At 49.6% G+C, this 25,072-nt stretch carries 26 protein-coding genes; 17 read left to right on the forward strand and 9 right to left on the reverse strand.

Annotation, left to right across the window (positions count from 1 at the left end; all coding sequences use genetic code 11):
• Window positions 1-9: 9 nt before the first annotated feature.
• From SPICA_RS06655 to lnt, 5 genes are all read right to left on the reverse strand, one after another.
• Window positions 10-645: an energy-coupling factor transporter transmembrane component T family protein gene (locus SPICA_RS06655; RefSeq protein ID WP_013968765.1), complete on the reverse strand. Its 636-nt coding sequence runs from the start codon at window positions 643-645 to the stop codon at window positions 10-12.
• The gene (locus tag SPICA_RS06660) at window positions 630-1,391 is read right to left on the reverse strand and encodes an energy-coupling factor ABC transporter ATP-binding protein (RefSeq protein WP_013968766.1); all 762 of its coding nucleotides are present in this window, start codon (window positions 1,389-1,391) and stop codon (window positions 630-632) included. Before SPICA_RS06660 ends, SPICA_RS06655 begins: the two co-directional genes overlap by 16 nt.
• An 8-nt stretch (window positions 1,392-1,399) precedes the next feature.
• A complete protein-coding gene (locus SPICA_RS06665) occupies window positions 1,400-1,966 on the reverse strand; it encodes a biotin transporter BioY (protein ID WP_156789640.1) in 567 nt (188 codons plus the stop codon).
• An 88-nt stretch (window positions 1,967-2,054) separates the two neighbouring features.
• Window positions 2,055-2,846 (reverse strand): biotin--[acetyl-CoA-carboxylase] ligase, encoded by a 792-nt coding sequence (locus SPICA_RS06670; RefSeq protein ID WP_013968768.1) that lies wholly within the window; start codon window positions 2,844-2,846, stop codon window positions 2,055-2,057.
• 144 nt (window positions 2,847-2,990) lie between these two features.
• Entirely contained in the window at window positions 2,991-4,691 is a 1,701-nt protein-coding gene (gene lnt, locus SPICA_RS06675) for an apolipoprotein N-acyltransferase (protein ID WP_013968769.1), read from the reverse strand.
• A 115-nt stretch (window positions 4,692-4,806) separates the two neighbouring features.
• Between lnt and SPICA_RS06680 the strand changes: the two genes are divergently transcribed.
• From SPICA_RS06680 to trxA, 4 genes are all read left to right on the forward strand, one after another.
• Window positions 4,807-5,994, forward strand: coding sequence for a galactokinase (locus SPICA_RS06680; RefSeq protein ID WP_013968770.1), 1,188 nt, complete (start codon window positions 4,807-4,809; stop codon window positions 5,992-5,994).
• A gap of 3 nt (window positions 5,995-5,997) precedes the next feature.
• The gene (locus tag SPICA_RS06685) at window positions 5,998-6,675 is read left to right on the forward strand and encodes a tetratricopeptide repeat protein (protein WP_013968771.1); all 678 of its coding nucleotides are present in this window, start codon (window positions 5,998-6,000) and stop codon (window positions 6,673-6,675) included.
• Window positions 6,675-8,729 (forward strand): 6-bladed beta-propeller, encoded by a 2,055-nt coding sequence (locus SPICA_RS06690; protein ID WP_013968772.1) that lies wholly within the window; start codon window positions 6,675-6,677, stop codon window positions 8,727-8,729. The genes SPICA_RS06685 and SPICA_RS06690 overlap by 1 nt, the downstream gene beginning before the upstream one ends.
• Before the next feature lie 65 nt (window positions 8,730-8,794).
• On the forward strand, window positions 8,795-9,160 hold the full coding sequence (trxA, locus tag SPICA_RS06695; RefSeq protein ID WP_013968773.1) for a thioredoxin: 366 nt from the start codon (window positions 8,795-8,797) through the stop codon (window positions 9,158-9,160).
• A 67-nt stretch (window positions 9,161-9,227) separates the two neighbouring features.
• Here the strand turns inward: trxA and thiI are convergent, their stop codons facing one another.
• Window positions 9,228-10,412 (reverse strand): tRNA uracil 4-sulfurtransferase ThiI, encoded by a 1,185-nt coding sequence (gene thiI / locus SPICA_RS06700; protein WP_013968774.1) that lies wholly within the window; start codon window positions 10,410-10,412, stop codon window positions 9,228-9,230.
• The gene (locus SPICA_RS06705) at window positions 10,409-11,833 is read right to left on the reverse strand and encodes a cysteine desulfurase family protein (RefSeq protein WP_237255946.1); all 1,425 of its coding nucleotides are present in this window, start codon (window positions 11,831-11,833) and stop codon (window positions 10,409-10,411) included. The genes thiI and SPICA_RS06705 overlap by 4 nt, the downstream gene beginning before the upstream one ends.
• A 21-nt stretch (window positions 11,834-11,854) precedes the next feature.
• Between SPICA_RS06705 and SPICA_RS15255 the strand changes: the two genes are divergently transcribed.
• From SPICA_RS15255 to SPICA_RS06725, 4 genes are all read left to right on the forward strand, one after another.
• Window positions 11,855-12,157, forward strand: coding sequence for an ArsR/SmtB family transcription factor (locus SPICA_RS15255; RefSeq protein ID WP_013968776.1), 303 nt, complete (start codon window positions 11,855-11,857; stop codon window positions 12,155-12,157).
• 117 nt (window positions 12,158-12,274) lie between these two features.
• Window positions 12,275-14,728 (forward strand): bifunctional aspartate kinase/homoserine dehydrogenase I, encoded by a 2,454-nt coding sequence (gene thrA / locus SPICA_RS06715; RefSeq protein WP_013968777.1) that lies wholly within the window; start codon window positions 12,275-12,277, stop codon window positions 14,726-14,728.
• A gap of 56 nt (window positions 14,729-14,784) precedes the next feature.
• Window positions 14,785-16,002, forward strand: coding sequence for a pyridoxal phosphate-dependent aminotransferase (locus tag SPICA_RS06720; protein ID WP_013968778.1), 1,218 nt, complete (start codon window positions 14,785-14,787; stop codon window positions 16,000-16,002).
• A gap of 215 nt (window positions 16,003-16,217) precedes the next feature.
• Entirely contained in the window at window positions 16,218-16,451 is a 234-nt protein-coding gene (locus SPICA_RS06725; protein WP_013968779.1) for a hypothetical protein, read from the forward strand.
• Here the strand turns inward: SPICA_RS06725 and SPICA_RS06730 are convergent.
• Together SPICA_RS06730 and SPICA_RS15430 are read right to left on the reverse strand one after the other, a co-directional pair.
• Window positions 16,429-17,508, reverse strand: a complete 1,080-nt coding sequence (locus tag SPICA_RS06730) for a glycosyltransferase family 4 protein (RefSeq protein ID WP_013968780.1) — start codon at window positions 17,506-17,508, stop codon at window positions 16,429-16,431. The two genes, SPICA_RS06725 and SPICA_RS06730, sit on opposite strands and share 23 nt — an antisense overlap.
• A gap of 72 nt (window positions 17,509-17,580) precedes the next feature.
• The gene (locus tag SPICA_RS15430; RefSeq protein ID WP_156789641.1) at window positions 17,581-17,733 is read right to left on the reverse strand and encodes a hypothetical protein; all 153 of its coding nucleotides are present in this window, start codon (window positions 17,731-17,733) and stop codon (window positions 17,581-17,583) included.
• A 65-nt stretch (window positions 17,734-17,798) separates the two neighbouring features.
• Between SPICA_RS15430 and SPICA_RS06735 the strand changes: the two genes are divergently transcribed.
• From SPICA_RS06735 to aepY, 9 genes are all read left to right on the forward strand, one after another.
• On the forward strand, window positions 17,799-18,101 hold the full coding sequence (locus SPICA_RS06735; protein ID WP_013968416.1) for a transposase: 303 nt from the start codon (window positions 17,799-17,801) through the stop codon (window positions 18,099-18,101).
• On the forward strand, window positions 18,098-18,943 hold the full coding sequence (locus SPICA_RS06740) for an IS3 family transposase (RefSeq protein WP_013968781.1): 846 nt from the start codon (window positions 18,098-18,100) through the stop codon (window positions 18,941-18,943). The genes SPICA_RS06735 and SPICA_RS06740 overlap by 4 nt, the downstream gene beginning before the upstream one ends.
• Before the next feature lie 147 nt (window positions 18,944-19,090).
• Window positions 19,091-19,639 carry a dTDP-4-dehydrorhamnose 3,5-epimerase gene (rfbC, locus tag SPICA_RS06745; protein WP_013968782.1) on the forward strand — a complete coding sequence of 183 codons (549 nt, stop codon included), beginning with the start codon at window positions 19,091-19,093 and terminating at the stop codon, window positions 19,637-19,639.
• The gene (gene rfbD / locus SPICA_RS06750; RefSeq protein WP_013968783.1) at window positions 19,636-20,508 is read left to right on the forward strand and encodes a dTDP-4-dehydrorhamnose reductase; all 873 of its coding nucleotides are present in this window, start codon (window positions 19,636-19,638) and stop codon (window positions 20,506-20,508) included. Before rfbC ends, rfbD begins: the two co-directional genes overlap by 4 nt.
• 24 nt (window positions 20,509-20,532) lie before the next feature.
• On the forward strand, window positions 20,533-21,651 hold the full coding sequence (gene rfbB / locus SPICA_RS06755; protein ID WP_013968784.1) for a dTDP-glucose 4,6-dehydratase: 1,119 nt from the start codon (window positions 20,533-20,535) through the stop codon (window positions 21,649-21,651).
• 110 nt (window positions 21,652-21,761) lie between these two features.
• Complete coding sequence (locus SPICA_RS06760; protein WP_013968785.1) at window positions 21,762-22,256, forward strand: hypothetical protein; 495 nt, start codon at window positions 21,762-21,764, stop codon at window positions 22,254-22,256.
• Window positions 22,243-22,590 (forward strand): nucleotidyltransferase family protein, encoded by a 348-nt coding sequence (locus SPICA_RS06765; protein WP_013968786.1) that lies wholly within the window; start codon window positions 22,243-22,245, stop codon window positions 22,588-22,590. Before SPICA_RS06760 ends, SPICA_RS06765 begins: the two co-directional genes overlap by 14 nt.
• A gap of 83 nt (window positions 22,591-22,673) precedes the next feature.
• Window positions 22,674-23,972 carry a phosphoenolpyruvate mutase gene (gene aepX, locus SPICA_RS06770; protein ID WP_013968787.1) on the forward strand — a complete coding sequence of 433 codons (1,299 nt, stop codon included), beginning with the start codon at window positions 22,674-22,676 and terminating at the stop codon, window positions 23,970-23,972.
• On the forward strand, window positions 23,972-25,072 hold the full coding sequence (gene aepY, locus SPICA_RS06775) for a phosphonopyruvate decarboxylase (protein ID WP_013968788.1): 1,101 nt from the start codon (window positions 23,972-23,974) through the stop codon (window positions 25,070-25,072). The genes aepX and aepY overlap by 1 nt, the downstream gene beginning before the upstream one ends.

Below are 25,072 nucleotides of genomic sequence, written 5' to 3' on the forward strand. Positions count from 1 at the left end.
TGTATCGGCCTAACGGCCGATACGCAGTTCCAGTGCATGGGCCGTTTCCTTTGCAGACATAATGAGCCGCTCCAGTACCGATGGTATGAGAAGTATCATCATCTGGAGCCCCTTTTTGCCGCCCCGGGCGAGCCAGGCATCTTCTGCTTCTGACCACTCAAAAAATATACGGGGAATAAAACCCATAGTCAGGGTAAAGAGCAGAGAGAAACGGAGATAGTGGGGCTGGGATCTCAGTAAAGGATTTTCAAGGGTTTCAAGGGCTTCGCGTAACTCGGTAAGCTTGGTTGTGTAAAAAAAGAGAGATGCTGCTGCAAAGGAAATACCAATAGCCCAGAGAAAGCGGAGGCCCCCATACAGGGCCTTACTATCACAATTCAAGGGATGAAGGTTTACAGCACTGAAGAGAATAATAATGGTTGTGGTTACTAGAAGGGGTTTTGATCCAACAAAAAGCTTTTGAATAGGAATTTTACCCCATCGGGCTACTATTATAACCCCAAAAGTGATGAGGATCAGTACCAGCGTATCCTGTCCCAGAGCCCCCAGGCTTATTCCTGCCATAAAAGCCAATTTCAGGATCGGATGCAAGCGATGCAGGGGCCCTGCCACTGGGGTGTATTCAAAGGCTATGCTATGAGCCATGTACAGTCCTTTACGGATCTATAGGTTTGCCGGGGATCCCGGATACCATATTCCGGTTTAAGCCGGTTCAGCACTTTCTCCGGATCACCATCGTCACAGATATAGCCCTTATGTAAAATAATAAGCCTATCTGCCAGGCCAAGCATTTTTTCTAATTCATGGGTCAGTACCAGCACTGTTTTCCCTTCCTGTTTCAGATGCATGATCAGTGTCAGAACCTGGATTATGCCAGGGTAGTCCAGGTTGGCAAATGGTTCATCCATGATAACCGTACTACATCCCATGGCAAGGATACCCGCTACAGCGAGTCTGCGTTTTTCTCCACCAGAAAGACGTCGGGGAGGTGCTTCCTTTTTAGAGATGAGCTCAAGACTCTTAAGAATTTCATCAACCTGAAAAGAGAGTTCTGAACCCCGTAAGCCTAAATTTTTGGGGCCAAAGGCTACATCATCTGCTACGGTTTCTCCTATGATCTGGGCATCCGCATCCTGAAAAACAAGGCCTACCGATTGGCGTACTTCGGTGATTACTTCTCTGAGAGGTTTTCCCCGATACCTAATGATTCCTTCGCTGGGGTCAACAAGACCAACCAGTGACTTCATGAGGAGGGTTTTCCCTGAACCGTTGGAACCTGCAATAATCGTGCAGGTTCCGTCCCGTAGTTCTAGGTTAATATCTTTGAGCGCTTCAGTTCCATCGGGAAAACGTTTCCAGAGTTTCTCAATACAATACAACGGCTCAGACATGGTGGATATCAGGCATGATAAATATCAGAAATGAGACTCCGCAATCGGGGGGTGATAAGACAGGCTACAGCACCTTTAACAAGATCGCCTAAAATAAAAGGAATTAATCCTGCGGTAAAGGTTTTAGCCCAGTTTCCATTCATAACCATGTTAAGCCTCAAGAGGCCTGGAATATAAATGACAATAATCCCTGCGAGGGCCGCGAGAATAATACGAACCCAATTTGTGCCTTCATGGGTGCGGGGAGACCCAACAATCAAACCTGCTATAAGGGATGCAAGGAGGTAGCCCAAGAGATAGCCTCCAGTAGGCCCTAGAAAAATAGCAAAACCACCCTTAGCTCCTGCGAAGACCGGTGCTCCTAGGGCTCCGATAATGAGATATACGGCAGTAGCAGCGCTTCCCATGAGGGGCCCTAGAATCATACCGGAGAGAAGGGCGAACATATTTTGCAATACTACCGGTACCGGCGAAAAGGGCAGGGGAATACTGATAAAGGTTCCCGCTGCGGTGAGGGCTGCAAACAGCGCCACCAGTGAGAGTGATAAAAGCATTTTGGTTCGGTTTTCCATCATGAAACTCCTTGCAACCGACTTAGTAACTTAATTATTGTTTAAGTCGACTGTGAGGTATGTAAAATAAGAGCCCCTGACAGGAGCTTTATCATTCACAGCTTTGTGTCTCCCAGGCAGCAAGCAATTCCTTGAGCAGAGCCTTTCGGGACAAAGGCTTTCCAACAATTCTGCTACAACTGATGCTTTGCTCATCCTCAATTGCATCATTGACATGGACCCCGATGCCAATGGATATCCATTGTACCTGCTCATCCAGGGCATGCAATTCCGAAACAATCCCGGCTATTTTTTTTTGTTCCACATAAATATCCGGATACCAGTCATATTGCACCGGTATACTCACTTCCTTCTCTAAGGCCTGTCCCAAACATTGCTGGGCAAACCGGATATACCGCTGATATTCGGTGAGGGGACATCCGGGACGTTCGAGAAGAGTTACATAGAGCCCTCCTGGCTTGGAATCCCAACGCCCACCCTGACGTGCGACCGGTCCGGTTTGCCATTCTGCTACAATAACCGCACCGCCAGGACTGCCCTGCTGGGCTAATTGCCGGGCCCGATGCATGGTGCTGTCGATGTGGTCAAAATAAAAAAAACGATCCTCCCGGCCGGGAAATTCCCAGGGATATAAAAAATCATCGGTCCAGTTTCCCTTAAGCCGGTATCCTTCGTTTTCAATACTTTCAATAGGGTAGCCTGCATGTTTTAATGCTTCGATTGATTTCCATACAGCGACCCGAGACACCTGGGCTCGATGGGCAATTGCCTCACCGGAGAGAATATGGCCCTGGGCATCTCTGAGCAGAGTAAGCACAGTAGCTTTGGTTGTTGGTCTCCCATGCTGTAAGGTCTCAGGATGGTTTGGCTTTCTGTTAACCATACGATAAGTATGGTTAACAGAAACAACGATTCACGTCAAGGGCCTCGAGGGCTGCATCCACTTAGACTTCACAACGTTTAAAGCCACATTTAGTAAGGCCGTACCTAGACGGGCCGCCCATACCTGGCTTTACTCCCAGTATTTTTATAGGGCTCGGAATCGATGGGTTTTTACATAGTTCACAAAAATAAGGCAGAAAAAGACAAGACTTACTAAGGCGGCAAACCAGTCCCCCAAGAGATAATAGGTTGTAAAACTATCAGCTTTTTGTACTGGTACCACTGTCGCCAGGTACTGCTCGGTAAAAGGTGGTAGGCTCTTGATAACCCGTCCCTCTGCATCAATCACCGCTGTAATTCCCCCATTGGTCGAACGAACCAAAACCCGCCGGTTTTCTATTGCCCTAAACCGAGCCGCCACCAGATGCTGGGTTTCGGAGGAGACCGTCTGGGACCAGGAATCGTTGGTCAGGTTGATAAGCAGGTCTGCTCCGTCTTTAAAAAAGTCGCGGCAGACATCGGCAAAAGCATCTTCAAAGCAAATGGGCGTCCCAAAGCGAATCGGTGTCCCCTCAGAGGTTTTTACTTCCATAACGACCGCTTCGGTTCCCATGGTCCAGGTTCCATCAACACCAACAACTTTGGCCATGAAGTCCCGCATCCACTGATATTCCCAGAAGGGAATGGCCTCAGCAAAAGGAACCGGATGCCGTTTTGCATAGGAATAGCTGATAGTACTATCAGGGTTGATGAAAATAACCGAGTTTGTGGCATCGTAGGTTTCCCAGTTGAGTACCACTGGGGCTCCAGTTAGCAGGGGGACTTTCTGTTCAGCCAGGAAAGGTACCAACGGGTCATCCTTGGGGTTACGTTTATAAAAACCAAGATAATCTGCAAAGGGCCGGCGAAGTACCGTTTCGGACCAAACCAGGAGAACCGGTTTTCTAATACCTGTTTCCTTTTCATATTGTTCCATACCTTCCCGGCTTAGCCGTACCGCCGTTCCAAGGGCAGAAAGTTCGCCATCCATCCATGAATCTGCGTTATGCTGAATAAGTAGGAGCGGGACCTCGGCGAGGACAGGTGTAGGATGAGCGAGTCTATATGAACCATATCCAGCAAACCAGATAAATAAAAGAAGCCAGATAATGGTAGTTCGAGCCCATGCAGAAAGATCTTTCAAGGCCTTCTTCCCTAGGTCAATACCCGTATTTAGAGCAGACCCTAGTTCAACCAGCAAGGCTGATGCAAGGGCAAGGAAAAAACTCAGTCCATAGACACCAAGCCCATCCACAATTTGAGTCATTCGAGGATAGTTATTAAGCCCATAGGCCACAAGCCCCCAGGGATAGCCTAGAAAGCCAATAGATTTTCCCCATTCCCATGTAGTCCACCCCAGGGCAAGAACAAAGGGCCTCAGGACAGAAAAATTGTTTTGTACAATCGAACCCATATTCAAAAAGGAAGTACCCCACCTATATTCCGGCACTGTTCTCGCAGGTATACAGGGCTGCCAGAAAAGTCTTTCAAACCTGGTTACACTAGCCCAGTGCAAAAAGCCTGCAACTAACATATGCAGAACACCATAGGCGATGCTGGTGGAACCAATAGTCCAGAATGCAAAATCTTTAAAATAATAGAGCCAATAACTGGAGCTTGCATGGGAAAGGCTTCCGAATATAAATCCGAGAAAAGCCGCATGCCGATAGGAGCGGCTTCGTCGCAGCGCAATAAAATAAGGCACCAGGGCTACAAAGGCTACCAAAGCATTGCCATAGGGAGCAAGCTCATTAGGGACTGCTAGCGCGAGAAGCAGGGCAGATAGTATCGATGCAAGCACATTCATGGAATGTATCTTATCAAAAGAATGGTAGTTTTAAAAGAAGCAATAATATTTTGATTGAATAATAGGCAAAATTCATATATTATGTCATAAAAGAATACTATCGGGGGCCTGCGTTATGAAGGACATCGGTTCTATACATCTCAAGGAATACGAAGCCGATATTGACCGCTCAGAGCCGGTTATGATTGCTGAGGCCCCCGGCAGATTACATTTACTTGGTGAACATGGCGAACCCGGTGCAGCTTTACTTCTCACTACAGGAATAAACCGCCATGTCAGGGTAGCCATAAGCCACCGGAAGGACAGTTCACTCCGCTTCTTTGCTGCTGATTTGGGCGAACGCAAACGGACTACCCTTATCAATCTAAAATATAAACGGGAAGACCGTTGGGCTAATTTCATCAAAATGGCGATTCATGGCTTTGCTGAATGGGGTTATCCTATCAAAGGGTTGAACTGTACACTGACAGGAGATATTCCCCAGCAGGTAGGGTTGGCCTCTTCTTCGGCCATAGAGGTCGCCAGCGCTTTGGCCCTAAGGGCCTTACTCGCCCCGAATATGACCGATAAGGACCTTTTAAATCTCCTTGCTGATGCTTCCTTTTCATTCTTTGGCCGCAATGAACATCCCCTGGATCATCTCATCGCCCTTTCATCGAAGCGAGATCATTTCCTTGTTGTAGATGAACTTACTATGTCTGCTCGGCCGATTCCACTTCCATTTAAGGGATATAAGATTCTCATTACCGATTCCCGGGTTCCCCGTTTCTCCGTCGAAGCGGAACTGAAACAACGGAACCGGGATATTCGCAAGGGACTGGAATTGCTCTCTCATAAACGGGAAGGGGCCACCTTCAGGGACTATGTTACCGAGGACCTTATGGAATCCATGGGGGCATTACCAGAGGAAATCCGGCGCCGCTCCCTCCATGTGGTCAAGGAACTTCGCCGTATCAATGAAGCTGAAGAGGCCCTGAAAAAGAACGATCTAAATAATTTTGCAAAGGCTATTTATCATTCCCATGAAAGCCTCCGAGACCGTTTGGAAGTGTCCTGTCCTGAAATAGACTGGCTTATCAAGCGGTCCGCTGAAATTCCCGGGGTTCTTTGTTCCCGTATGACAGGGCAGGGCTTCGGCGGTTGTACCTATTCACTTATCAAAGATGATGCGGTCGAAGAGTACACTCGCCGTATGGAAGATTATGAACGTATTTTCGGCTTTAAGCCTATCGTTCATGAAGTTACCGAATCGGGCCCTGCAATGGTCGTTCATGCTGAGCCATTAGTCTCCAGTACGGAATAGGGTATGGCAGGATCTTTACAAACCGGTATTCGCCTGTATCGTTCAAAACGCTGGGATGCGGCATTAAAGGAACTGTTACAGGTCGATGCATCCTACTTTGATACAGAAGAGAATAGAGAGCTAGCCTATTATCTTGGTCTCTGTTATACCAAGCTTGAACAATATGATAATGCTCTCCTGTATCTGGAGCAGGTGGTAACCGGAGGTTCAAATCCCCTCAGGGCATATCAGTGCCGGATGACCTTAGCCTATATTTATTCTGTTACCGGCCGTTCAAAGCTAGCCGAGTTCGAACTTAAGCGGCTCATAGAGCATGGTTTTGAATCGGTGCAGATTTATTCAACCATGGCCTATGCCGCCTACAGCCAGAAACGCTACGATGATGCCATTGAACTGTATCAGAAAGCCCTTGAGTTGGACCGGGAAAGTCCCACAGCTTTGAACGGCCTGGGCTACATCCTTTCAGATACCGAAAAGGATGTCAGGAAAGGGCTTACCTTTTGCAAAAAAGCGATAGAAAAAAAGCCCCAAAACCCTGCCTACATGGACTCCTTAGGTTGGGCATACTTTAAAAACGGGGAAATCCTCGAAGCCCGTACCTGGATTCGACGGGCTCTGGACTTGCTTCCCCGACATCCAGAAATTATAAGCCATATGCGGACCATTCTTGGAGCAGATTGATGAAAAAAATCCTTGTTCTGTTACTTATAGGACATTTTATAAGCCCAGGGATGGCTTTGTTTGGCCAGAATAGTCAGGATGCATCAATTGGTGTGGACCGTAATGCGGTTTTTGCCAGGGAGGAATTCCGCAGGGGGATATTAGCTTATAATCGTTTTGGATTTAATGAGGCAATCCTTTCCTTTGAGAAAGCCCTCTCCTATAAACCTACGGAACCACTCATTCTGGAATGGCTCGGACGTTCTTATTATCGATCTGGATTGGAAGAAACGGCTCTCCGTCAATGGCAGGAAGCTATTAAGTTGTATCCTGCTGCATCTAGCCAATTCCTCCTTCTGACCAGTTACCTCGAAACCATTCGGAACCGGCGGAGCCTTTTTTTCATTACCGAAGACCAGGTCCGCTATGTCGAGTCAGGTCGGTACCCTGCCAAACAAAATGGCCAGTTTTTATACCGCCAGCCTTCGTCGGTACTACCCCAGCCGGATGGCTCAATCTGGGTGGTGGCCTATGGTTCAAACGAGATTCTACGCATCGATGTTAACGGTATTATTAAACAACGATTGCGGGGGCCTCTGAATGGGTTTGACCGTCCCTACGATATTGCCCAAGCTTCCGATGGCCGCCTCTTTGTATCCGAATATCGCGGTGGCAGGGTTAGTGTCCTCGATGGGCGGGGAAACTGGAAGTCCTCTATTGGCAGTAAAGGGAGGGGACCTGGCCAGTTTATCGGTCCCCAGAATATCTGTATCGATGCAGAGGACTACCTCTATGTGGTAGATTTTGGTTCCCTGCGTATTTCTAAATTCAGCCCCGAGGGTACTTTTCTCTTTTCTTTTGGTACCAAGGGCCCTGATTTTCCGGGTTTTCGGGCTCCCACGGGGATAGCAGTCATAGACGCTATTGTCTATGTGGCAGACCAAGTGAACCGGGTCATCTACAGCTTTGATAAAAACGGAAATTACCTGGGGATTGCAGTACAAGAAGGCTTGAATGCTCCTGAAGGGATGCGTCCCCTCCGGGATGGTAAGCTACTTGTAGCCGATGGGAGCAGGATCCTCATGGTTTCCCCTGAGACAGGCAATGTTCAACCTATCGGCTCCCTGGGGAATGCAGGGGGACGCATCCTGACTGCCGATGTTGACAAGAACGGCTCCATTGCGGCGGCTAACTTCCAGGCGGAGGAGGTAACCATCCTGAACCGCACCGAAGATATGGCCTCGGGGCTTTTTGTTCAGATTGAACGGGTTATTGCAGACAAATTTCCCCTGGTTACCTTGGAAGTTCAGGTACAGGACCGGCATCGGCGGCCTATTGTTGGGCTCGATGCACGAAATTTTCTCATTACCGAGGGGGGTAAACCGGTTTTTGAGCAAACCTTTGGCGGTGCGGCATACCTTTCATCAAGCGCTGCTATCTCCCTTATTTTAGAACGATCTCCTGCGACGGTACCACTCCTTACAGAGCTTCGGACTGCTGTTAAGGACTCTGTATCTGCAACAGATCGCCTGGTATCCCTCGTTTCTGCCGGCGACATCCCTGTAAAAGAACGGATCGATTCATCGGTCGCCCTTGAACAGTCTGCCCGGGGAAACCCAGGCTCCTACAGTCCTCGCTGGCGTTTCGACCTTGCAGTCCGCCTCGCTGCAACAGACCTGCTCCCGGTAGAAAAAAAACGAGCCCTTATCTTTGTCGGTTCAGGCCAATTAGGGCAAAAAGCCTTTGACAGCTACGGCCTTTCGGAACTGGCTTCCTATATGGCTAACAATGGCATCTACTTTTACGTGGTGCTTATCGGCAATGGCACCGCAGACAAGGAATTGCAATATCTTTGTGACCAGACCGGAGGTCAAGTTCTCAGACTGTACCAAAACCAGGGCATCGGAGCTTCGATCCGGAAGATCCGACAGAGTCCATCCGGTTCTTATACGCTCCAGTATCAATCCCAACTGCCCACCGATTTTGGCCGGGCTTTCCTCCCGGTGGAAGCTGAAGTCTACCTCCTGGAACGGTCCGGTCGGGATGCGCTTGGCTACTTTGCTCCCCTGCAATAAAATTGCTTGACGATATATAATAAAAATAATATATTAAAAGTATAACATACTTTAAGGAGCGAGCAATGTCCGAAAAAATAAATACGGAGCAATTCAAACAAAAGGTTTTTAACTACGAAACCAATACGGAATGGAAATATGAAGGGGATCTGCCTGCCATAGTCGATTTTTATGCCGACTGGTGCGGTCCCTGTAAAATGGTAAGTCCTGTGCTGGATCAGCTTTCTAAGGAATACGAGGGAAAGATCCGGGTCTATAAGGTTAATACCGATGAAGAACAGGAACTCTCTGCAGTCTTTGGTATTCAGAGTATTCCTACGATTCTCTTTATTCCCAAAGAAGGCCAGCCTCAGGCGGCTATGGGAGCACTACCCAAGGCTGCCCTGGAAAAGGCAATTAACGACGTCTTGGGCGTTAAAAAGACTGCCTAAGAGGCCCTATAATGGGGACCTCTACAAATCTACATTTACATGAGTTTTTAGAGGTCCCTACCGTTTTCTACAGCTTACTACCTTCTACGTCATCGGCATTGCATTTTTCAATCCTATCCTGATGCAGTGCTTCTTCTATAATCTCATCAAGTTCAAGCCCTGAATACAATTCCTGAGCTTCTGCTATGTTTCCATGTAAAATCGGGTGCGCAGGACTAAAGAGCACACAGCAGTCCTCATAGGGCAAAATAGATGTATCATAAGTCCCAATGTCCCGGGCTATTCGAATGGTTTCTTCCTTATCGAGTCCGATAAGGGGGCGAAACACAGGTAGTTTTGCGGTGCTCTCGGTACATTGAATGTTTTCCACGGTCTGGCTTGCTACCTGGCTCAGGCTTTCACCGGTAACAAGACAATGAATTTTATTGCGCCGCGCCAGCCTGCCCGCCGCATCCATCATGGCCATCCGCAATAACACTGTGGACCATTGTTCAGGAGCACGCTGTTTAATCCGTACCTGTACCTGGGTAAAGGGGATGGTATGCAGTTTGATCGACAGAGCGTAGCGGCTTACAATGCTCGCCAAACGGTGTACCTTTTTTTGGGCTTCTTCCGAGGTATAGGGGTAGGCATGAAAATAGATTGCCTCAAGCCGCATGCCCCGGTTGGCCATCAGGTAGCCCGCCACCGGCGAATCGATACCACCCGAAAGGAGGAGGAGACACCGGCCGGCACTGCCCACCGGGAGCCCCCGCCGTCCCCGATGCGAAAGCCCATAAACATAGGCCCGTTCACGAATCTCTACGGAAATGATCTGCTCAGGATGCTGTACATCAACCTGTAATTCCGGAACTGCCTCGCATATCCCCTCTCCCGCAGCCCGCATGATGCCATAGGAATCCAAAGGAAAGCCCTTGTCTGCTCTGCGGGCTTCTACCTTAAAGGTTTTTACCCCCGCTTCTGCCAGGGCTTTTGCTTCGGCCACACAGGCGGCCACCACCGCATCTACGGTTTTTTCACAGACCCGAGCCTTCGCCCAGCCTGCAATACCGATAAGCCGGTCCAGCACAGCCTCTACCTGGGATTCCTTATCCTTTTCACAGTGTACAAAAAATCGTCCCTGGGTACAGTTGATGACCGCCCGGCTTCCCTTGAGCATGGTGGTTAGGTTTCGCTTTAAAATTTGTTCAAATTCGGTGCGGTTTCCGCCCTTAAGGGTTAATTCGCCAAGTTTTAATAGAAAGGTTGTCATAGGGTCTTCCTTATAGTGCTTACCGCATGGAGGAGTGTTTCGATATCCTGCTCTGTAGTGGCCCAGCCCTGAGAAAAGCGGACACTGCAGAATGAGGTATCCGCGTCAATTCCCATGGCCTTGAGGACGGGCCGCTCAATTTTTCCGGAAGAACAGGCCGATCCGGTAGAAATGGCAATACCCGCATCGTCCAGAGCCCGGACCATCACTTCTCCGGGAATGCCCGGGAAGGCTGCCTGAAGAATATAGGGTGAAAACCGGGGGTCCTGTTCCTGGCGATCCTCTGGAATGAGCATACAGTTTCCACTTTTTTTTAGCCCGCTGATAAGCTGAGCCATGCGCTGCTGGGCTGCTTCGTAGTGTTTTACAAGCTTATCTGGCGTTGCAAGCTGTTCAAGGCAGTAGGCCATTGCAAGAGCACCGGCTACATTTTCGGTCCCCGGCCTGAAGCCCCATTCCTGCTCACCGCCTCGGGTTAAGGGGATGAGGGGCCGTTTCAGATACAGTAAGCCGATACCCCGGGGCCCTCCCAGTTTATGAGCACTTATAGCCGCAGAATCTATACCGCTGCCAGCCAGAGAAAAGGGCACTTTCCCAATGGTTTGAACCAGATCCGTATGAATGTGCAGGGCCGGCCCCGGCAGCTGCCGTACGGTCTGGACGATTGTTTCGATATCGGTTATGGCACCGGTCTCATTGTTTACCGCCATGATAGCCAGCATTCGGACCGGCAGGTTTCGTTCCCGGGCTTTCTCCATCGTTTTGAGAACCGCCTCTATACCTATCCGGCCGTCCCGTTCTGCCGGTATTGATGCAACCGGAATATAGAGCCGCTGAAGCTGTTCTGCATTTTCCCGGACTGAAGGGTGTTCTGTTGCGCCATACAGGAGTCCTGCAGTGCTATGGCGTACCAAAAGGGACTGGAGTGCCAAGGCATTGGACTCAGTGCCTCCCGAGGTAAAGATGAGCTGTTCCGGTTTCACCCCTAGAACCTGGGCGCAGCGGCGGCGGGCATCTTCCAGCGCCTGCCGGGCCTCTCGTCCTTCCCGGTGCCGGGAAGAGGGGTTGCCAAAGGGGGCTTGAGCGAGGATGTTATAGAGTTCAGGAAAGGGCGGAGTCGTGGCGGCCCAATCAAAATAGGTTCGTGTCATCCGCTGTATAGTATCCAAAGGAGTACCATCGAACAAGGCCCTGCCCGGTCGCCAGGCCCCACCAGCTGCTACCGCCGGCGCCCAGCCGCCGAATCCGGCCCCGGCGCCCAAGCTACAGCGCCAGGCCTCGCCAGCTGCTGCCGCTGGCGCCGGCCCGCTTCCGCGGGAGGCGCTGGCACGCGGGCGCTCTCCAACCTGCCAGCCCGCCCGGTTATCTATCTGTCTTAATATTTTTCCTATATAGAAAAAACGCTTGACGAATCGCATCATTTATGTAATGATTGTCCCACTATGAGCGACGAAAAAGTATGTGCCGATGATATGATCGAAGAAATATCCCGGAAACTCAAGGTCTGCGGCCACCCGGTCCGGCTTAAGCTTCTCTGCCTTATTCACCACCAGGGAGAACCCTGTGTGACCAACCTCTGGACCTGCCTCGGGGAAAGCCAGCCCGTCATTAGCCAGCACCTGGCGGTGCTTAAAGAAAACCGTATTGTAGACTCTACCGTCCAGGGGAATAAACGGATTTACACCATCGTCGATCCTTTCATCCTCAACCTGGTTTCTAAAATCGTAGATACAAAAGAAGTCTAGCAGTTCGTCGGACTTATCCGAAAGGCTCCTGGCCCCAATTGGCATACCCCTCTTGCAAAAATTTGCAAAAAAAACTATGAATAAGTATTATTTTTGCATAAATATACGGAGTAGGGTATGTTGGTACTGAAATTTGGTGGTACATCGGTCGGGTCCCCCCAGGCGATCCGCAGTCTCGTTTCAATAGTTCAGGATGCAGAACACTCAGGCCGGGTCCGGCTTGTGGTGGTCTCTGCCTTCTCAAAGGTTACCGACACCCTCATCGACATGGCGAAAAAGGCGGAAGCCGGCGACAGAATCTTTACAACTATGGTTTCCGCCCTGAAAAGTCGGCACCTCGATACTGTCTCGGCTCTCATACCATCCCAGGACCAGCAATCGGTCCAATTATATATTGATGAACAGTGCGCCCACCTGGAGCATATCCTGAATGGTGTAGCCGCCATAGGCGAGCTTTCGCCAAAAACCCTGGACCTGGTGATGAGTTTTGGGGAACGGCTTTCGGCCTTTATCATTGCCCAGGTCTTTAGTTCCAGCGGTCAGAAGGCAGAATACCTCGACGCCCGTCAAGTGGTTCGCACCGATGACCAGTTTGGTTCAGCCCGTTTTCTACCGGAAGAAACCTATCCCCGGATCCAGGCCTACCTGACAACCCATGAAGCCCTCCAGATTGCCACCGGCTTTATCGGATCCACCGCCGATGGCAAAACAACCACCCTCGGCCGCGGCGGTTCGGACCTTTCGGCGGCCATCTTTGGTGCTGCCATCGGTGCCAAGGAAATAGAAATCTATACCGATGTGGATGGGATCCTCACCAGCGATCCCAAACTTGTCCCCAATGCCTTCCGTATCGAGTCTATTTCCTACCAGGAAGCCATGGAGTTATCCCACTTCGGCGCCAAGGTACTCCATCCGCCTACGGTGCGGCCCGCCCTGGAAAAGGGCATCCCCATCCGGATTCGGAACACCTTTAACCCCTCTTGCCGGGGAACCCTCATCGCAAATCAGGTACCCCCAAGCACCTATCCTGTTCGGGGCATCAGCTCCATGCGGGATATCGCCCTTATCCGCATTCAGGGATCGGGTATGGTAGGGGTCGCGGGCTTTTCCTCCCGCCTATTCAGCTGCCTCGCCCGCAAAAAAATCAACATCATCCTCATAACCCAGGCTTCCAGTGAATATTCCATCTGTTTTGCGGTTCTTCCCAAGGATGCACTGCAGGCCGCCGCGGCAATTAAAGAAGAGTTTGAAGCGGAAATTGCCCATGGAGCCATCGATGCGCCGGTCATAGAAAAGGACCTTTCCATCGTGGCTGTGGTGGGCGAACGGATGAAGAGCACCCCCGGCATTGCGGGCAAGGTCTTTCATGCCCTGGGCCGTAATGGCATTAACATCGTTGCCATCGCCCAAGGCTCCTCAGAGTTAAACATTTCAGCGGTCATCTCCCGCCTCGATGAAGGCAAGGCTCTGAATGCCATCCATGATGCCTTCTTCCTGGCAGGGCTCCGGACGGTAAACCTCTTCCTGGTGGGAACAGGCCTTATTGGCGGTACCCTGCTCCAGCAAATTGCCACCCAGCAGGAAGTCCTGGCCGATGAACACAAGATCCGCATTAACCTTATCGGCGTAGCCAATTCAAAAAAGATGCGCTTCGATCTCCAGGGCATAGACCCCGCAAAGGTTCAAGAACTGCTTGAGCAGGGTGAACCCATGAACCTGGATGAGTTCATCAACAGAATGAAGCATTTAAATCTTCCCAACTCGGCCTTCTGCGACTGCACCGCCGCCGACCAGGTTCCAGAGCGCTATCTGGAAATCCTGCAAAGTGCAATCCCCGTGGTCACCCCCAACAAACGGGCCAACTCAGGGGCCCTTGCCTATTACCATGCCCTGACAGGTTATTCCCGGGAACGGGGCATCCCCTACCTTTATGAGACCACGGTCTGTGCGGGCCTCCCGGTTATCTCGACCATCCACGACCTGGCCCTTTCGGGCGACCGGATCCGAAGGCTCGAAGCGGTGCTCTCAGGCACCCTGAGCTATATTTTTAACAACTTTGACGGCTCCGTGCCCTTCTCAGCCCTGGTCCGCCAGGCAAAGGAAAAGGGCTACACCGAACCGGATCCACGGGACGACCTGAATGCAATGGATGCGGCCCGGAAAGCCCTGATTCTCGCCCGGGAATGCGGCATGAACATCGAGTTCGATCAGGTCCATATCGATCCAATCCTCCCCCCATCCTGTCTCGCGGCTCCCACGGTGGATGCCTTTTTCGCGGAACTCGAGAAGGCCGACAGCCTCTTCGAAGAACGGCGCCAGAAAGCCGCCGCCCAGGGAAAGGCCCTGCGGTATGTCGCCGTCATAGAGGATGGGAAGGCCCGGCTATCCCTCCGGGAAGAACCGGCCCAGAGTCCCTTCCGTTCCCTGGTCGATGCGGATAATATTGTGGTTATTACCAGCGACCGCTACAGTGTACTCCCCATGGTTATCAAAGGCCCCGGTGCAGGTGCCCAGGTAACCGCCGGCGGTGTCTTTGCGGATATCGTCCGTATTGCCCGGACCCTGGTGTGAACCCTGGTCTGTTCTAGCATGATGTAGCATATAACCAAGGCCAAAGGAGGAGCCCTATGCCGATTGCCGATGCCATAAAAAAAGCCCAGGAATCCGGTTCCTGGATCCGAAAAATGTTCGAAGAAGGCGCAGCCCTCAAAAAGCAGTATGGAGCCGATAAGGTCTTTGATTTTTCCATCGGCAATCCCGATATTGAGCCTCCGCCGGCCTTTCATACCACCCTGGTCGAGCTCGCCACCGAGGATGCCCCGGGCTCCCACGGCTACATGCCTAACCCAGGTTTTACTGAGGTACGGGAAGCCATGGCACGAAAAGCCAGCCAGGATCATCACGTTCAGATTGATGGATCCCATGTAGTGATGTGCGTAGGTGCTGCGGGAGGGCTTAATGTAGTCCTTAAGGCAATTCTTAATCCTGGCGACGAAGTAGTGGTATCAAAGCCCTATTTTGTAGAATATGGCTCCTATATCAGTAACCACGGCGGCAGGATGGTCCTCGTACCTGCAAGGGCCGACTTTGACCTCGATGTAAACGCCATAGCCGCTGTATTAACCGAAAAAACCGCTGCGGTGCTCATCAACTCACCCCATAATCCCACAGGCCGCATATATCCTGCCAGCACCATTCACGCCCTGGCAGAAGCACTCCGCCTGCATGGGAAAAAGACTGGTCGCTATCCCTACCTGATCGCCGATGAGCCATACCGGGAAATTGTCTATGAAAACCTGGAGGTAGCACCGGTGTTGTCTGCCTATGAAGAATCCATCGTGGTGACGAGCTTTTCCAAGACCCTCTCCCTGCCCGGCGAACGGATTGGCTATATTGCCCTGGGACCGAATCTTGCCAACAAACAGGAGATGGCCGGAGCTCTGGCCTATGCTACCCGGGTCCTCGGCTTTGTGAATGCCCCGGCGCTCATGCAGCGAATCGTGGCCCAACTCACTACTGCGCAGGTTGATGTATCGGTCTACGCCCGGCGGCGGGACGCCTTTAAGCAGGTCCTCGACGCCGCAGGTATCCCCTATATCGAGCCCGAAGGTGCCTTCTACCTCTTCTGCCAGGTCCCGGCCCGGCGTCACGGTCCTGCCGTTGCCGCAGACAGCGCCACCCCCATCGATGTACAGTTTGTGAACCACCTGAAGGACCACCTCATCCTGGCTGTCCCCGGCACCGGCTTCGGCGCGAGCGGCTATTTCCGCCTGGCCTACTGTGTTGACGAAAGCATCATCCGCAATTCAGCCGGTGCTTTTAAAAAAGCCATGGAGCGCTGGTAGGGCAGGGTAGGCCGCGCCTGCGGGCCAGCTATTGCCGGAATCATTGTGCTTGCCCCTTGGATAATGCTATAATGATTCTGAGAAATAGCTATGCGTATAACCGATTTTACTGAAACAGCGCATTGGAGACCAAAAAATAGATGTGGTTCTGTCGAGAAATCCGAATCGGCTCATAGAACAGGAAGCCTTACGTACAGGAGTGAAAGTATAAACCTATGGTAAGCCCTAGGGATGCAGCAAAGACTATATGTGCAAAGAATGAAGCTGAGCTTGCTCGGATTACCCAACGGAGGGAACAAGCCCAGGCAGAGGGAAAAAGACTGGCAGAGAAGCTGTTACATGAATACCCAAACGCCCAGCGAGTGTGGGGGTTTGGATCAACCTATATGAAACAGACCCTTCTATACCGTTATAAACAGCTTTTCCTTATCTATCCCCTTGTCCCTTGAGCATATGGCCCTTATGCATATAGTGCAGGACCGTAAAAAAGGCTATTCCCACGATATAAGCCGCTAGGAGCAGTATATACCGATAGTTTTGGGCCACCGTCAGGGCCAGGATCACCGCAATACCGATAAGTGTTTGGACTCCATATAAGAGGGCATCGAGCTGAGGGGCTGTTAATCCCAGGTTGATGAGCTTATGGTGGGTGTGTTCCCGGTCAGGAGTATAGATGGACCGGCCATCCCGGATCCGGCGCCACATGGCCGCAAAGGTATCAAAAATTGGGATCAGGGTCAGAGCCGCCGCAAAAGGGAGACCCACACCACGACCGGGCAATTCGTAGTTAAAGCCCATAAGGGGCATGAGAGCAATAATAAAGCCTAAAAACTGACTCCCCGTATCCCCCATAAAAATTTTTGCCCGCGGTGTAGGTGCATTAAAGACAAGAAAGCCCCCAATACCGGCGATAAGGAGGAGACAGAGCATTACCGCCTGCATATTTCCCTGATATGCATAAATAACCGCATAAGAGAGGAGAATAATAGATGAAACGCCGCCAGCTAGCCCATCAACCCCATCGATAAGATTAATAGCATTAATAATACCCACAATCCAGATAACAGAAATAAGAGGACCCGCAACACCTAAATTTAATTGTCCCCCTGTCCAGGGAAGTCCAATTATACGGAATTGGTACCCTGCAAAAACGACCAACAAAGCCGCAATCATCTGCACCAGTGCCTTATAGCGGGCTCGGAGGGGTTTAAAATCGTCCCAGATACCAAAGATAACGATAAATACCATAGCTACGAGCACCAGCACAAAGGAACCAGTTACCTGTTCCTTCCAGACTTCCATAACAGTAAGGATAATGATTACCATGAGATAGGCCGGAATAAAGGCTACGCCGCCCAAACGGGGAACCTGCCCGGTATGGATTTTCCGTTCATCAATATGATCAAACCAGAAATACCGATGAGCCAGTTTGATAATAAGCTTTACCAGAAAGGCGGAAAATATAAAAGTTATGGCACATAAGCTGAGTACAAACAACAGGGTCATGTTTATATTCTACCCCTTTATGAATTTGTTTCAAGGGGAAGATTGCTTAAAATGCAGATCTCCCCCAACGCATTAGGCTTTCTTGGCGTGGGCCAGGGCCTCCCGAATTTTAGCCATGGCTTCCGGATCCTTGCGGATAGACTCAATCCATTCAAGCACAAAAGCTATAAACATCGCCAGGAAAAGAGCGCCAAAGGTTATAATGAGCCCTGGAAACTGGGCCAAAAAAATGTAAAAATAAGGTGGTAGGAGTACAGAAATAACCTGCCTAACAGGAGGAAACTACCAACATGAGGAAACGATACGATAAGGCATTTAAAGCGAAGGTGGCTCTCGAAGCCCTTCGCGGTGATAAAACGGTCCAGGAACTGGCAGCTCTTTATGAGGTTCATCCAAACATGGTGACCCTCTGGAAGAAACAGCTTCTTGAAGGAGCTGAAGTGCTCTTTGAAAAGCCAGGGAAGGATACGGAACGGCACGAGCTGGAGCAGAAACAGGATGAACTGTATAAACAAATCGGTAAGCTCCAGATAGAGAACGAATTCTTAAAAAAAAAGTACAAACAATTGTACGGGACCGAACCGCCGCTATAGAACCAGAACACCCGGTTTTATCGATACGAGACCAATGTCGAATACTAGGAATAAGTCGAGCGAGTTACTATTACAAAGCCGTAGAAAAGGACGAGGATAAAGACCTTGCCATTTTGAAGGCCATTCTGGAAGAGCTCAAAGTTCACCCGTTTTATGGGTATCGCAAAATAGCTCGTGCCTTAGCAGATATGGGGGTAACACGGAAACAGGTGCGTCGTATCATGCATAAAGCTGGTTTACGGGCCATATATCCCAAAAAACGGACCAATATGCAAGCAAAGGGCCACAAAAAGTACCCTTATTTGCTGAAAAACATGGTACTGTGGGTGCCTAACCAGGTATGGGCAACGGATAATATTACCTACCTTAAGCTTGGTAAGGGTTTTGTCTATCTCGTGGTCATACTTGACCTGTATTCTCGTAAAATATTGTCCTGGAAAGTATCAAATACGATGGATACGGAGTTTTGTGTAGCAGCCCTTGAAGCAGCAATTACCCAATGGGGAATCCCTGCCATCTTCAATACTGATCAGGGTAGTCAGTTTACCAGCGATGCATTTATATCAGTCCTTGAATCCTACGGCATTCGTATCAGCATGGATAGCAAAAACAGAGCCTTGGACAATATCTACATGGAACGGGTCTGGCGTACTATCAAGTACGAAGACATATATATCAAAGACTATCAGACTATGACAGAACTGAAGGAGGGCTTAGAAACCTATGTAACCTTTTACAACAGTAAACGGTATCATCAATCGTTGGACTATGCTACCCCAGATGAAATCTATGAACAGGCATTTAAGCGTACTCAACCAATAGAGGAGGCTCTATCTGCCTAGAACCCCTTACTCCTATCCACTTTATTTTTTCTTTAAAATGGTCTTGACAGCTGGGCTCACTATAAGCCGGGATGCGCTCATCAACCTGGCCCAGAGCTTTAAAACCGATTACGGCGCATATCTGCGCTATGTGGCGGAGCAGTAACCATGCCCATTACCGTAACCAGGCTCCCTATAGAAGGCCTCTTTATCATCCAACCAAAAGTCTTTGGTGATGCGAGGGGCTATTTTTTAGAGTCCTTCAATGAACGGGACTTTCACGACGCAGGCCTTACCATGCGCTTTGTGCAGGATAACCAATCCTTTTCCCGTAAAGGAGTCCTCCGAGGCCTTCATTTTCAGAAAAAGCATCCCCAGGGTAAACTGGTCAGGGTAATTCAAGGGGAAGTTTATGATGTAGCCGTCGATATAAGACCCGGTTCATCAACCTTTGGTCACTACTATGGCCTCATCCTGAGCGGTGAACAGCATAACCAGTTTTATATACCCCCAGGCTTTGCCCACGGCTTTGTGGTCCTTTCCGAAACTGCCCTATTTGCCTATAAATGTACCGACTACTACCACCCGGAAGACGAAGGGGGTATCCGCTGGAATGACCCTGAGTTAGCCATACCCTGGCCCCTCACCGATGTCCAAGTTTCCGCCAAGGATGCACAACTGCCATATTTTACAGCCCTACAAAAGGAACAACTATGATTTGGATTGTTGGAAACCGGGGGATGCTCGGGACCGAGCTTACCCGATATCTCGAAGCCCAAGGGCTTCCTGTTGTTGGCACCGATCGGGAAGTGAGCTTTCTCGACACCGCCGCCCTCGAGACCTTTGTTCGCGATAAACCCATTACATGGATTATCAATTGTGCGGCCTATACGGCGGTAGATAAAGCAGAAGACGAAGAAGACCTTGCCCTGCGCCTCAATGCCGAAGGCCCTGAAAACCTGGTACGCCTTGCAGCATCTCAGGGTGCCCGGCTCCTCCATATTTCTACGGACTATGTTTTTTCCGGTGTGCCTTATATAATTAATGGCAAGCCCCGCCCCTATGAGGTTGATGACCCTACAGGTCCTACGGGCGCCTATGGGCGGACGAAGGAAGCCGGGGAGCGCCGAGTTATGAGTGCCGCGCCAGATTCCATCGTCCTTCGTACCGCCTGGCTTTACGGAGCCCATGGCCCGAACTTTGTCTTTACCATGCTCCGCCTCATGAAAGAACGGGACAGCATCGGTGTTGTTGCAGACCAGCAGGGGAGTCCCACCTGGGCACGGGACCTCGCCGCCGCGATCTATGGGCTCATCACAAAACCAGATGTACCAGCCGGCATTTACCACTTTACAAACGACGGCGAATGCTCCTGGTACGAGTTTGCCCTCGCCATCCATGACGAAGCCCGGAAGCTCGGCCTCCTTACAAAGGACTGCACCGTCCGCCCCCTCACCACCGACCAGTATCCTACTAAAGCCCGCCGCCCCGCCTATTCAGTCCTTTCCAAAGCAAAAATCAAATCCTTCGGCATCCCTGTCCCCGCCTGGCGGGAGAGCCTCGTGGAGTTTTTAAAGACACTATAACTACAATATCATAAGGACAACCCCATGCGCACGTTTAAGAACCTTTTAGTAACCGGTGGTGCTGGCTTTATCGGTTCTAACATGATCCGCTACCTTCTTACCGGGCCCTCAGGCTTTGCTGGCCGTATCATCAATCTGGACCTTCTTACCTATGCGGGCAACCCCGAAAGCCTTGCTGATATTGCTGAGCAGTATGGCAAAGGCACGAATCCACGTTATGTGTTTGTGCAGGGCGATATCTGCGACCGCGCCTTGGTGGAACGCATCTTTAAAGACTACGAGATTGATGGAGTGATCCACTTTGCGGCCGAAAGTCACGTGGACCGGTCTATTCTCGGGCCAGAGGCCTTTGTCCGCACCAACGTCATGGGCACCTTTGCGCTCCTCGATGTAGCCCGCACTGCCTGGGCTGGCCGCTATAGCCCCCACCATGGCTCCGCCTCTGCAGACAACAGCCCTGTGCTCTTCCATCATATTTCCACCGACGAAGTCTATGGGAGCCTTGGAGAAACGGGCTACTTTACCGAAACAACCCCCTACGATCCCCGCTCGCCCTATTCAGCAAGCAAAGCTGGAAGCGATCACCTTGTCATGGCCTATTGCCACACCTATGGGCTCCCGGTAACCCTCACGAATTGCTCTAATAACTATGGCCCCTATCAATTCCCGGAAAAACTTATCCCCCTCATGATTATGAACATGAACGAAGGGAAACCCCTCCCAGTCTATGGGGATGGCAAAAACATCCGGGACTGGCTCTATGTAGAGGACCACAATAGCGCGGTCTGGCTTGTGATGCAAAAGGGCAGGGTAGGGGAAAAATACAACATCGGCGGCGAAAACGAGTGGCAGAACATCGAACTCCTCCAGGAGCTCATCAATATAGTAGCCGAAGAAACCGGCAAACCCGCCGATAGCCTTCGCGCACTCATCACCTATGTCAAAGACCGCCCCGGTCATGACCGCCGCTATGCCATCGACTGCACGAAGCTCAAAACTGAACTTGGCTGGAAACAGTCAGTAAGCTTCTCCGAAGGCCTCCGCCGCACCGTCCGCTGGTACCTCACGAACCCCACCTGGGTCGAGCATGTCCGCAGTGGTTCCTACCGCGACTGGATCGAAAAGAATTACGAGAAGCGGTGATTTTCCCGCTGGACTATAGAACATTCCTGTACCCTGCTTGAGCAAGTCTGTCAGCGTTTTACAAAAAATAAAGGTTGACAAGACCAGCGATTGCAGATACCTTTCCAAGTATGATCGATATTGAGCATATCGTAGCTGAGCGTATTGCTAAACTCGACCGCCACATTACTGCTTTTACAGCCTACAAAAAGCTCATAGATCAGCTAATGCTTGAAAAACCGGTGTTTCAGCCCGATCTGTTCGAACAGCTTAAGCCCGAAGAAAAGGCAATTTTCGATGCCTATCTTAAACGGTTTGCATCAATTCAGGATTATCTTGGTGCTAAAATCTTTCCGGCTATCTTGGATCTGGCAGGTATTGGCGCTCAATCGCTCAGTGAGGTGCTTGCAATCATTGAAAAAGAGGGGATTATTGATAACCTGGAGACCTGGATAGGATTACGAGAAGCAAGAAACCATTTGGAACATGATTATCCTGCAGAAATGGAACAGGCCCTTCTGGACTTACAGTTCTGCATAAACCATTATACCACAATCATGAATTACTACAATAACGTAAAACAGTTTATCGCAAAATACGGATTCGGTAACCATGCGGATTCCTGAATCGTTAAAACGAGAGCTTGTTGCATCAATACATAGGTTTTTTGGTCCAGTTCCTATTATTATCTTTGGTAGCCGGGTTCATGACGAAAAACGTGGGGGGGATATCGATATTGCTCTTAAAATTGATATACCCCCTGCAGAATTTGAACAGAAACGGATAGAACTTCTTGCTCATCTTACCAGAAAGAGCTTTCCCCTGCCGTTAGATCTGGTCCAGTATGGTCCCTCCCTGCCACCCCTCCTGCGTCAGGAAATTGACCGGGAAGGGGTCCTGCTGAATCCACTTTACTGTGGCAGAGACGGATTGGCTGAAAATACATTACATATAAATTGACCATAAAGGTGTTATTCTATAAAATATGGCCCATATGTGAAAACCCCATTACTGTATAGAAATGGGAAAACGAGGAGTTTCATGTGCCAATTGTCTATTTAGGAATGATAGGTGATATTATTCATCCTGGGATTGTTAATATTGTAAGAGAAGCATCAAAACACGGAGACGTGCTCGTGGGGCTTTTCACCGACAAGGCTATTGCCAGCCATAAGCGATTACCCTATTTAAGTTATGAACAACGTCGTGAGGTTGTAGAGAACTTAAAAGGAGTTTCCAGGGTTGTTCCTCAGGATGAATGGTCCTATGTTCCCAACTTACGTAAATATCGTCCTGATTTTATTATTCATGGGGATGATTGGAAAAATGGTCCTGAAAGCTCTCTCCGGGAAGAAGTCTTTGCAGTTATGGCTGAACTCGGGGGGAGTGTTATTGAAATACCTTACACAAAGGGGATTAACTCGAGTGCCCTTAATGAAAGTCTCAAAGCCATTGGGACTACGCCTGAAATACGCATGAAGACCCTCAGGCGACTTTTAGCCGCAAAACCTATCGTACGAGTTCTAGAAGCCCATTCAGGTTTGTCCGGGCTTATTGTAGAAAATATCGAATTCGAGGCCCCCGATGGTAAGCGATTCTTCGATGCCATGTGGTCATCCAGTTTAACCGATTCTACCGTAAAGGGTAAGCCGGATATAGAAGCGGTAGATTTGACATCACGGCTACAGAATTTAACCGACATATTAGAATGTACAACAAAACCTATTATTTTTGATGGAGATACCGGTGGGCTCGAAGAACACTTTGTGTTTACTGTCCGCACCCTTGAACGTCATGGAGTTTCAGCGGTAATTATTGAAGATAAGGTTGGCCTCAAGAAAAACTCCCTTTTTGGGACTGAAGTTAAACAGGAATTAGCTCCAATTGATGAATTTTGTTCTAAAATTAGTGCCGGAAAACGTGCACAGGTAACAAAAGACTTTATGATTATTGCCCGCATCGAAAGCCTTATTGCCGGAAGGGATGTGAATGAGGCACTTACCCGGGCCAGGTCCTATGTTGCCGCCGGTGCTGATGGTATTATGATACATAGTAAAGAAAAATCGGGTAATGACATTAAGGAATTCTGTCTATCCTTTAGGAAAGACTATCCTCATGTTCCGCTCGTATTGGTACCTACGACCTATAATCGTTTTACCGAAGATGAACTAGCATCCTGGGGGGCAAGCATTATAATTTATGCAAATCATTTACTTCGTGCTTCCTACCCTGCTATGGTAAAAGCAGCAGAGCTAATTCTTGCCAATAAACGATCCCTCGAAGCTGATGAAATTTGTATGCCTATAAAAGAAATTCTAGAATTAATTCCGGAGACAAAATAATGTTAGATACCTATCAATTCGGTGAGAGTCTTAAAAACGCTGGTTTTGATTTTTATTCTGGTGTCCCCTGTTCCTTTCTTAAGGATCTGATTAACTATGCCGTCAATGAATGTGAATATGTCATGGCTGCTAACGAGGGAGATGCGGTTGCGATTTGTGCTGGTGCACAGGTCGCAGGCCGTAAGACGGTGGTGCTTATGCAGAATTCTGGCCTTGGGAATGCCGTATCCCCCCTTACTTCCCTCAATGCAATTTTTAAAATTCCCCTTTTAGGTTTTGTGAGCCTTCGTGGTGAGCCGGGTTTAGCCGATGAGCCTCAGCATGAGCTTATGGGTGTTATTACCGGCGATCTGCTTTCTGCGATGAAAATACAATGGGCTTATCTGTCTAATGAGCAAGCCCAAGCAGAAGCCCAATTAATACAGGCCCAGGATGTGATAGCAAAGGGGTATCCATTTTTCTTTATAGTAAAAAAAGAAACCTTCTCAAAGGTTAGTTTAAAAGATGATAAAAAGGTTACATCCCCAGAAGGATTGCCTGCTAGGAATAGTCTTCTTTCAGTAGTTCGCCGATCTGCACCAGAAGAAGCAGTAATTGCTGCCACCACCGGATTTACAGGTCGTGAATTGTATGAGTTAGGGGATGATGAACGTAATTTTTATATGGTTGGGTCCTTAGGGTGTCTTTCTTCATTTTGTCTTGGTATATCCCTTTCTCAGCCCGAAAGACCTGTTATTGCTCTCGATGGTGATGGATCAATGCTCATGCGGATGGGTGCCTTGCCAGTGGTCGCTGCGTATAAACCTAAGCGTTTACTACATATATTGCTCGATAATAATGCCCATGAATCTACTGGAGGCCAGTTCACTGTTTCTAGTACGGTAAACTGGAAAAACCTTGCTCTTTCTGCAGGTTATCCAAAGGCTGTTGAGGTTAGAAATTCACAGGAGCTCGAAGGAGTACTATCCAAATGGGCTCAAGAAGGTGGGCTTTTGTTTGTTCACGCTCGAATTAAACAAGGAGCCCCTGAAAAGTTAGGTCGCCCCAAAACAAAGCCCTATGAAGTTGCAGAGCGGCTCCGAAATTTCTTAAAAAGGTGA

Source organism: Gracilinema caldarium DSM 7334, from assembly GCF_000219725.1.
GTDB classification, from domain to species: domain Bacteria; phylum Spirochaetota; class Spirochaetia; order Treponematales; family Breznakiellaceae; genus Gracilinema; species Gracilinema caldarium.